Source organism: Mucilaginibacter sp. P5_A6 (assembly GCF_056400585.1).
Genome location: NZ_JBFUKZ010000015.1, coordinates 148,609 through 155,869, shown reverse-complemented (window position 1 = coordinate 155,869; position 7,261 = coordinate 148,609). Strand labels below are relative to the sequence as shown.

Sequence of the window (7,261 nt, the reverse complement as noted above, 5' to 3'; positions counted from 1 at the left end):
GTTTCACGGGCCGCACTGGTTATTGAAGGGTTTTTAAACAGTTGACCAATATTAAGTGTTATAGCCAGCTGGTAGCCCTTAAATATGGTGGGTCGTGCCTGGTTAACTAAATTTTGCGGACTATAAATGTAAGAGGCAGTTAATCCATCCAGCCATGCAAATTTGGTTGCATTATAATTACTGTGGGCGGCGTTTACCTGGCTTTGCTTCGCTTTTACTTCCGGATAGTTCTTTTTAGCGATAGCTACCAGCTTATCAAGATATGGCATGTTAACCGTATTAATAAATGTTTCCTGGGCATATAATTGTTTAGAAAACAGGGTGATAGTTAATAAAAAGCAAAAAACTGTTATAGGTTTATTCATTATTTATACTTTTTCTTTTTGAAAGAGAGCTGGCACAGTTCCCGCAATAATTCGYAAATCTAACCAAATAGAGTACTTTTGAGCATAAAAGTTATCCAGTTTTTTTCTTTCCCTTTCAGACATATCTTCTTTTCCCCGTTTGCTTATCTGCCATAACCCGGTTAAACCAGCAGGGCCCAGGAACCTCATCGACCATTCGTTTGAGGTTAACATTTCGGCCTCGTAAACAGGTAATGGCCTGTTGCCAACTACAGACATATCGCCAACTAATATGTTAAAAAGTTGCGGCAGTTCGTCTAAGCTCGAATTACGTAAAAAGTTGCCAAGTTTTGTTATACGCGGATCGTTTTTAATTTTTACAAACGCTGCTTTGTTGGCTCCCCCCTCGGTTGCGTATTGATTGTTCTCTGTTGACAATTGAGCTAACAATTGATCTGCATCGGTTCGCATCGATCTGAATTTGTAAAAATCAAACACTTTGTAACCTGTACCAACACGCTTACTTTTATAAAGTACCGGCCCCTTTGAATCAAGCTTTATAGCTATAGCGATAAGCAGGTAAAGCGGCGACAGGAAAAATAACATTGCCCCCGAGATGCCAAGGTCAATAATGCGCTTTCCAAAAGGCATTTTGTAAGTTGTATCAACCTCTTTTGAAAGTTCAAGCAGCTTTGGTTTTATCAGCTTAAAGGTTACCAGGAAGTTTAGCCTTTCGCGCAGGTCATCGATAGCAAAAGGCTGGCTATAAAAATCATGTACTTTAAGTTGAATAGCCCTTTTTTTAAGTGATTTGTCGTTTTGAGTGGATAACAAAACAATAATTGATCCATTAAGTAAAAAGCTCTTTTTAATTTCTTCAACAAGTGCAAAGCATTTTCCATGAGCATCTACCTCCATCAGGATAATGTCTGGTACGGTTAAAATAGACTGCTCTTTAAGGTAATTGTCAAGCTCGGCGAGGGAATCGTTAAGATGGATATTAAAATTGCTAAGGCCGGTTAATATCAGTTTTTTAAACTCCACCCCGGCATAAGCAATCTTGATGTGCGAACCTGAGTTTTCGTTCCAATCAGACGTTTTGTGATTCATAAACTTGTAAGAGTTTGTTAATTGCCGATTTTAGCTCAGTAGGTTTAAATGGTTTGTACATGTGTCCATCTATTTTGAAAGGCATTTTGCTTACCTGCTCATCCAGATCGTGGGCTGCGGATAGTAATAAAACCGGAATATCGCGATAAAACCCACTTATTTTAACATTTTTAGCAAATGACTGGCCATCAAAATAAGGCATTTCAAGATCAGAAAGGATCAGATCGGGCATGTTGCCATCTTCCAACCAGCCAAATGCATCAATGCCGTTGTTTTTAACCACAACATCATAGTCTTTTGAAAGAATAAAATTAAGTAATTTCAATATGCTTAAATCATCATCAACAATTAGTAAAGTTCTCTTCATATGTCTGGTTTGGCGTAATCTGCGTTAAAAGGTAATTAAAAACACGTAAAGTAACGATTAATAAGTAGATTAGGTTTTGAACACCTTGCAAATAAATTATAATAGTAAAGTATCAGGTGTACGTTAAAATAATACTAAGAGTTTGTTTTTTTACAAATATTCGTAAAATACCCAACTTTAATATTGATAAATGCAAGTAAACATTTATTGTACCGAAAATACGCATAAAATGTGTATAATAAATTGCATGTCATAGTTTTTTTGCAAACTAACCTTACTTATCAGTGGTAAAGTAAAAAAAAAGGTTCTAACACCCATTGTTTGATTTTGGATAGTTCCATTTAAGGTAAGCCTGTGGCCTGGAAGGTTTTATCCGGCTATTATTTTAAAGGCAGATGGGGTGTCCTTTAATGGAAGAGTAAAAGCCAAATGGGGGGATGGACGCCATATTTCACATCACCTGCAGTAATTTTACGGTATACACAAAAGCCCTTAAGTAGAATCTACCTAAGGGCTTTTGCTATTATAACAAAAGCTCGGCTAACCCTTTTGTTCAATAACAGATAATATATTCCCTGCCGGGTCATTAAACCAGGCGATAACAGGCCCACCAGCAGTGAAGATTCCTTTCTCGTTGGTTTTAAAGTTTTCTTCGTTATAAACAATGAATTTAACCCCACGTTTGGTAAGTTCATCAACCGCCGCCTCCACATCCTGAACCGGGAAGTTGAGGATTGTAAAGGTTGCAGGCTCATGATTGGGTTTGGGATAGATAATGATATTATTACCACCAGAAATTTTGAGGTGTAAAATGCCCGGCATTTCAATGTCATCTTCAACCTCAAGTCCTAATGTGTGGCCATAAAACTCTTTGGCTTTTGGTATATCATTTACCGAAAAACCGCTGAATGCTTTGCTGTTTTTTAACATAGTACCTCCTTTTAGTTATTACAATTACCAGGGTTGGTTTTTGTTTTAAATGATTGGTATTAGTCCGTAAGTACCTCTGCGTGGTAACCAAAATCTCTCAGGAACAGTATCAACGCTTTGGACCTGATTGTGCCATTGTTACATTGCACACGCAATATGTTATCGCAGTCATCCAGATCGAAATTGGCGTTATAGCCCGAGAACGTTTTATGGATGTGTTGCAATAAAACTTTGGCGTATTTACGCTTGTTTACATTGGTTTTAAAAACTTCTACCGTCATAACAGTTCATTTTTTAATCCGTGTATAGGTTGTTTATTTCCAGGTGAACAATGGCGCGTATTTATCACGCTGTGTGTATGCCAGGAATAGGATGCCAATTAGTAACGCAATTACAATAGGTAACTGCGCCGGTCCTAAAAACGCATGATAAAAAACAATATTTACCATAATAGGAAACAACACTATTAAAGCCAGCGCAACACATCTGCCTATAAGCAGTAATATAGAACAAATCAGCTCGAGCGCCTTAATCAGCGGCATTAAATAAATGGCAGCCATTAAGCCTTCATTAAAAGTTTTAGCATTGCCTGTCATCACCGGCGTAGGGTAAAGTTTTAAAAAATATGCTGCTGATGCCCACAGGAACATCAGGCCAACAAGGGTGCGAACAATGATTACAGCGATTTTCATGATTTAAGGTTTAAACAGTACAAGCAAAACTGTCAATATCCAATAAGTGATCTTAGTTGTTTTGGCACTCATAATTGTAAAATTTACTGCGGGCGGTTAGGTGAATAGCTTACCATCCATGAAATACCAAACTTATCAGAAAACCACCCGAAAAAGTCGCCCCATGATGCTGGTGCAAGTGGTACCATTACATGGCCCCCGGCAGATAGCGCATTGAACAGCGTGTTTGCTTCTTCTTCGCTTTCTGTAGTTAAAGAAAGTTGGAAATTGTTGCCTGGCTTATACCCCATACCCATTTGGCCAACGGCATCTGTGGCCATCAATATATTGCCTTTACCAATTGGCAGGGCTATATGCATCAGTTTTTCTTTGTCTTCTTCGGCTATATTCCCAGCCTCCTGGGAGTCTTTAAAACGCATTACAGTTAAAAAATCGCCGCCAAAAACCGATTTGTAAAAATTGAAAGCTTCCTCTGTATTACCAGGGAAATTTAAATACGGATTAATTGTTACCATTTTAATTGAAGTTTAGTTGATAATTTGGTTATTGTTTACAGAAGTAAATTTAGGTTGAATAAAGATAACCAAAGCGGGCAGAATACGACAATTATGGGGCTAAATTATGACAGAAATTATCGTTCGGATATAAATCTGTACAAATAGGGGGCTTTATGTGCACCGCCGGTCCATTTTTTGGCGGTACGCTCCAATATCCCCAGGCTCAGTATCTTACGCTGAAATGCCGCCCGGATAAGTTTCTTATTTAAAATAGTTTCATAAAGGCTTTGCAGATCGCCCATGGTAAAGTCCTCTGTTAATAAATTAAAGCCGATAAGTTTTTGATCAAGATTGGCCCGCAGGGTTTCCAAAGCTTTTTGAATAATGAGTTTATGATCCTGCATCAGTTCGGGCAAATTATCCAAACCAAACCAGTCGCAACTGTCTGATATACTATCGGGAGTGGGGATAGCCTTTGTAAAATCAACCAGGGCATAATAGCCAACAGATATAAAGCGTTTCAGCAGCCAATGATCGTCGGGTGGAGCAACACCCCTTGTTGCTGTCATGATAGCCTTTAGCGGTGCGGTATCATGCCGGCTTTTATCGCCAAAAACATAAAACTGATCCAAAAAAATATTGGTTAAGCCGGTACGATCAAACAAAACCCGGCGGGCGGCTTCGTTTACATCCTCGGTATCGCGTATGAAACCACCGGGCAACGCAAACAGACCCGTGTTTTTATAGGTGAGCAGTAATACTTTTAACTGATTATCATGAAAGCCAAAAATAACGGCATCAATAGCCAAACCAGGCAAATAACCATCTCCGCCGGCATTAATTTCCTGTTTCCTGGATTCGTTACTCATGCTTTATAAATAAAAATTATAGCAAGTAACAAAAAAAAATTGTTACCCGGATAAAATTAATTTATTATTGTAACAAAATGATACAATAGATATCTTATCTTCGTGTTAAACCAACTAAACTAATTATAGCCATATGATAAAACCATTTTTAGCAGTATTGATGCTGGTGCAAATTGCTACCGTAGAAGTAATTGCACAAACAAACCAGGTAACCGTTGAAAACGGGAAACTGGAAGGCGTAAAAGAGGCAGGTTCGCCGGTAACTATCTTTAAGGGGATTCCTTTTGCCCAGCCACCTGTTGGCGATCTGCGGTGGAAAGAACCACAGCCAACAAAAAACTGGGATGGCGTACGCAAGGCCGATCATTTTGGAAACAAGCCGATGCAACTACCAATTTTTGGCGATATGGGATTCCGCTCAGCCGGTATGAGTGAAGATTGCCTGTACCTGAACGTGTGGACCCCCGCAAAAACCATGAAGGAAAAATTACCTGTACTGGTTTATTTTTACGGAGGAGGTCTTGCCGCAGGCGATGGCTCTGAGCCACGTTATGATGGTGAAAGCATGGCAAAAAAAGGCATCGTGGTACTTACGGTGAATTACAGGCTGGGCGTTTTCGGCTTTTTTTCTCACCCCGATTTAACCAAAGAGTCGCCTAATCATTCATCGGGTAACTATGGCTACCTTGATCAAAATGCGGCCTTACTATGGGTTCAAAAAAACGTGGCTAAATTTGGTGGCGATCCTAAACATGTAACTATAGCAGGCGAGTCAGCAGGTTCAATATCTGTATCGGTGCAGATGGCATCGCCATTATCAAAAGACCTCATTATAGGCGCAATCGGGGAAAGTGGCGCGGGTATAAAACCAACGTTAAACTCAATACCACTGGCCGATGCCGAAAAAAATGGAGTGACGTTTGCCACACATGTAAAAGCCGGTTCACTGGCCGAACTAAGGGCGATACCTGCAGCCGAGCTGCTGGATGCTGTTTTTAAACCAGGTTCGACGCCAATGACGCCTACTATTGATGGCTATTTATTGCCAAAATCTTTACCTGCAATTTTTGAGGCCGGCGAACAAGCTAAAATACCAATCCTGGTAGGATGGAACTCGGCCGAGGTACCCTACCAGTTTTTAATGCGTGCTGATGCACCAACATTGGAGAACTATAAAAAAACACTCGCTACTATATATGGTGATAAGGCCGATGAGGCTTTGAAACTATACCCTGCATCAACAGATGAGGAAGTTATTAAATCGGCCACGGCCCTATCAAGCGATAGGTTTATAGTGTACAGCACCTGGAAATGGGCCGATCTGCAAATTCAAACCGGTGGCAAACCTGTTTACCGTTATTGCTTTTCGCGCATCCGCCCGGCTATGACTGCGCAAATGGGTAATGCCACGGCGGGTCTTGCAGGAGGAGTTGTTAAAGGAGATGCCGCTAAACCTGCGGCCAAAGCACCTGCAGCTGTAGGTGCCTCACATGCATCGGAAATTGAGTATGCCATGGGTAACCTGGCCAGTAATAAAGTTTATGCATGGACACCTGATGATTACAAGGTATCAGAAACCATGGAAAACTACTTTGCCAACTTTATAAAAACCGGCAATCCCAATGGATCAGGCTTGCCAAAATGGGACGCCAACACAGGTAAAAGCCCGGTTAAGTTTATGGATATCGACGTAAAAAGCGAGCAAAAAACTGAAAATGACAGGGCACGGTATGTGTTTCTTGATAAGGAGTATATGAAATAAAAATTTTGTACAGGGGGTGATTATCCCGGTCGCTGTGGGGGCGCCGGGATTTTTTTTGATATTATCTTTTTGTGAATGCAATTTTAACACCCATTAGCACAAAAACTATAGCCGAGAATTTATTTAGCCAAACGCCAAATAAAGGCCGTTGTTTTAACCGGATTGAAAGGGAACCTGCAAAAAATGTTAATATCATAAACCATACTAAACTCGTCAGTCCGTAAGTAACCCCAAGTAATATAAAAGGCAATGCATTATGGATGTGGGCAGGCTGTATAAACTGCGGAAAGAAAGCCAGGAAGAAGATTGCCACCTTGGGATTGAGTGCATTGGTAAGCACCGCAGATAAATAAGTTTTCCTTACAGACTCAATTATAGCAGGCGCATCTTTTTTTACAACTGTATCCTTTGAAAAGAATTTGCTAATACCAAGACATACCAAATAAGCGGCACCAGCATATTTAACAAAACTAAATGCCGTTGCCGATTGAGAAAGGATAAGCGATAATCCAAAGGCTGCCAGGGTAGTATGTACAAGCACACCTGTAGTAATGCCCAAAGTTGAGTAAACACCGGCTTTTTTTCCCTGGGCAATAGATTTATTAAGCACAAAAATAGTATCGATACCCGGCGAAATGATAAACAGAAAAGACGTTACCAAAAAAGTAGTAAAATTGATGATCCCCATAA

The 7,261-nt window shown here is 40.1% G+C and carries 10 protein-coding genes; 1 reads left to right on the top strand and 9 read right to left on the bottom strand.

The window, feature by feature from the left end; translation table 11 throughout:
- The 8 genes from AC1DO4_RS16805 to AC1DO4_RS16770 all read right to left on the bottom strand — a co-directional run.
- Positions 1–365, bottom strand: a 365-nt coding sequence (locus AC1DO4_RS16805; RefSeq protein WP_477417847.1) for a hypothetical protein, incomplete at its 3' end; no start/stop codon positions are given.
- Positions 366–368: 3 nt separating this feature from the next.
- Positions 369–1,454, bottom strand: coding sequence for a sugar transferase (locus AC1DO4_RS16800; RefSeq protein ID WP_477417845.1), 1,086 nt, complete (start codon positions 1,452–1,454; stop codon positions 369–371).
- Positions 1,435–1,821, bottom strand: a complete 387-nt coding sequence (locus AC1DO4_RS16795) for a response regulator (RefSeq protein WP_477417843.1) — start codon at positions 1,819–1,821, stop codon at positions 1,435–1,437. The genes AC1DO4_RS16800 and AC1DO4_RS16795 overlap by 20 nt, the downstream gene beginning before the upstream one ends.
- Before the next feature lie 540 nt (positions 1,822–2,361).
- Entirely contained in the window at positions 2,362–2,751 is a 390-nt protein-coding gene (locus AC1DO4_RS16790; RefSeq protein ID WP_477417841.1) for a VOC family protein, read from the bottom strand.
- Between the two features lie 59 nt (positions 2,752–2,810).
- The gene (locus AC1DO4_RS16785; RefSeq protein ID WP_477417839.1) at positions 2,811–3,032 is read right to left on the bottom strand and encodes a hypothetical protein; all 222 of its coding nucleotides are present in this window, start codon (positions 3,030–3,032) and stop codon (positions 2,811–2,813) included.
- Between the two features lie 33 nt (positions 3,033–3,065).
- A complete protein-coding gene (locus tag AC1DO4_RS16780) occupies positions 3,066–3,443 on the bottom strand; it encodes a DoxX family protein (RefSeq protein WP_477417837.1) in 378 nt (125 codons plus the stop codon).
- A gap of 83 nt (positions 3,444–3,526) precedes the next feature.
- Positions 3,527–3,958 carry a VOC family protein gene (locus AC1DO4_RS16775; RefSeq protein ID WP_477417835.1) on the bottom strand — a complete coding sequence of 144 codons (432 nt, stop codon included), beginning with the start codon at positions 3,956–3,958 and terminating at the stop codon, positions 3,527–3,529.
- Between the two features lie 116 nt (positions 3,959–4,074).
- A complete protein-coding gene (locus tag AC1DO4_RS16770) occupies positions 4,075–4,809 on the bottom strand; it encodes an NUDIX hydrolase (RefSeq protein ID WP_477417833.1) in 735 nt (244 codons plus the stop codon).
- A 133-nt stretch (positions 4,810–4,942) separates the two neighbouring features.
- On the opposite strand from AC1DO4_RS16770, the gene AC1DO4_RS16765 reads away from it, so the two are divergent.
- Positions 4,943–6,571 carry a carboxylesterase/lipase family protein gene (locus AC1DO4_RS16765; RefSeq protein WP_477417831.1) on the top strand — a complete coding sequence of 543 codons (1,629 nt, stop codon included), beginning with the start codon at positions 4,943–4,945 and terminating at the stop codon, positions 6,569–6,571.
- Positions 6,572–6,632: 61 nt separating this feature from the next.
- Here the strand turns inward: AC1DO4_RS16765 and AC1DO4_RS16760 are convergent, their stop codons facing one another.
- A complete protein-coding gene (locus tag AC1DO4_RS16760; protein WP_477417829.1) occupies positions 6,633–7,259 on the bottom strand; it encodes a LysE family translocator in 627 nt (208 codons plus the stop codon).
- Positions 7,260–7,261 lie beyond the last annotated feature (2 nt).